This window comes from Mycobacterium sp., assembly GCF_035653355.1.
Taxonomy (GTDB): domain Bacteria; phylum Actinomycetota; class Actinomycetes; order Mycobacteriales; family Mycobacteriaceae; genus Mycobacterium.
In genome coordinates this window covers 1-2,187 of sequence record NZ_DASRBZ010000578.1, presented here as the reverse complement: position 1 = coordinate 2,187, position 2,187 = coordinate 1, and the positions used below count along the sequence as shown (strand labels likewise).

Annotated in this window: 2 protein-coding genes; one reads left to right on the top strand and one right to left on the bottom strand. The window is 66.3% G+C overall.

Going from position 1 to position 2,187, the window contains the following annotated elements:
• The coding region (locus VFA16_RS19930; protein ID WP_324969480.1) for a TetR/AcrR family transcriptional regulator at nucleotides 1-366 on the bottom strand (366 nt) is incomplete at its 3' end.
• Nucleotides 367-471: 105 nt separating this feature from the next.
• On the opposite strand from VFA16_RS19930, the gene VFA16_RS19925 reads away from it, so the two are divergent.
• Nucleotides 472-2,187, top strand: a 1,716-nt coding sequence (locus VFA16_RS19925; RefSeq protein ID WP_324969481.1) for a molybdopterin-dependent oxidoreductase, incomplete at its 3' end; no start/stop codon positions are given.

Sequence of the window (2,187 nt, the reverse complement as noted above, 5' to 3'; positions counted from 1 at the left end):
CGCGGCGGCCTCGGGCGGATCCTGATGGGCGTCGACGGCGACGGCGACGACGGGGCAGCCGGCCAAATAGTCGGTGTCGCGCAGGGTCTTTTTCCAGAACCGGACAAAGCCGTCGAGCGCTTGCACCGGGTCGCCGGATTGAACGGTGCGGTCGATGCGGGACGTGATGTAGTCGGCGGCATGCCGGACGGCGGCCAGGATCAATTCGTCTCGCCCGCCGGGGAAGTGGTGGTAGACCGAGCCCCGCGGGGTGCCGCTGCGCGCGAGCACCGCGTCGACGGTGACCGCTGACGCGCCGCGCTCGCGGAGCAATTCCACGGCGGCGATCACCATGCGTTGTCGGGTCTGGCCCGGTTTGCGGCCCATCGGTCCCTTCTCCCGGTGTTGCTGTTTTCTCCATACTATGCCATAGTCCATATCTATCGGGCTCGTCTTGCGCAGGTGGAGGTCGCGATGGGTGCGCACAACCAGATGACCGGCGAGCAGTGGCACCCGTCGGCGTGCATTTTGTGTGAATGCAACTGCGGCATCGAGATTCAGCTTGATGGCCGCCAGTTCGTCCGCATCCGGGGCGACAAACGACACCCGTCCTCGGCGGGCTACACCTGCGAGAAACCGCTGCGGCTGGACCATTACCAAAACGGACGGCACCGGCTGACCACTCCACTGCGCCGGCGCGCGGACGGCGGATACGAGGAAATCGACTGGGCCACAGCAATCGACGAGATCGCTGCGCGCCTCACCCGGGTGCGCGCGACATACGGCGGCGACAAGATTTTCTTCTACGGCGGCGGCGGTCAGGGCAATCATCTTGGTGCCGTCTACAACCGCGCGCTACAAGCCGCGTTGGGTGTGCGGTATTTCTCAAATGCCTTGGCGCAAGAGAAAACCGGCGAGATGTGGATCGATGGCAAGCTCTACGGCGGCCACACTAAAGGCGACTTCGAACACGCCGAAGTCGTGGTGTTCGTCGGCAAAAACCCGTGGCAGTCGCACAGCTTTCCGCGGGCCCGTCCCACCCTGCGCGAGATCGCCAAAGACCCGGCGCGGACCATGATCGTGCTTGACCCGCGACGCAGTGAAACCGCCGCGATGGCCGACATCCACCTGCAGGTGAGGCCAGGCACCGACGCGTGGTGCCTGGCCGCAATGCTCGCGGTCATCGTGCAGGAAGACCTCGTCGACCATGCCTTCCTGGCCGAGCACACAACCGGAACCGAGCCGGCGCGCGCGGCGTTGGCCGAAGTGCCGATCGACACCTACGCACAGCGGTGCGGTGTTCCGGCCGAGCTGATCCGGAATGCCGCGCGGCGGATCGCGACCGCCGGCAGCGCCGCGGTCTACGAAGACCTGGGCGTGCAACAGGGCCCGCACAGCACGCTGGTGTCCTATCTGGACAAGCTGCTGTGGATCTTGACCGGCAACTTCGGCAAGCCCGGGGCGATGTTCCTGCACTCCACATTCGCCGCCATCGCCGGTGCCTCGGCAGGCGGCAGCGGTGGCGGCGACGGCAGGCGGGTGCGGCGCACTCCGGTCACCGGCGCGCGGATCATCTCTGGACTGGTGCCGTGCAACTCCATCGCCGAAGAGATTTTGACCGATCATCGCGACCGCTTCCGTGCGATGTGGATCGACAGCGCCAACCCTGGACATTCGCTGGCCGACTCGGAAAACTTCCGCCGCGCTCTGGCAGCTCTTGACCTGGTCGTGGTCGTCGACGTGGCGTTCACCGAAACCGCCCGGCACGCCGACTACGTGTTGCCAGCCGCCAGCCAGTTCGAGAAGTGGGAGATGACATTTTTCAACACCGAGTTTCCGCGCAACGCGGTGCAACTGCGCCCGCCGGTGCTTGACCCGTTGCCGGGCACGCTGGCCGAGCCGGAAATCTACGCACGGCTACTGCGCGCGCTCGGAGCTGTCGATCCCGGGCTGATCGCCGACCTCACCGCGGCGGCAAAAACCGGCCGCCAGGAATTCACCACCGCATTCTTCGCGGCGGTAGGGCAAGACCCCGCCCTGTTGGGCGTCGCGCCGTATCTGCTGTACGAAACCCTTGGTGCCACAATGCCGGAACGCCAGCGCGGTACTGCCGCCGTGTGGGGCCTGGCGCAGCTATGCGCGATGGCCTATCCGGACGCCGTGCGTCGCGCCGGCCACCCCGACGGCAATGCCCTTTTCGACGCCATC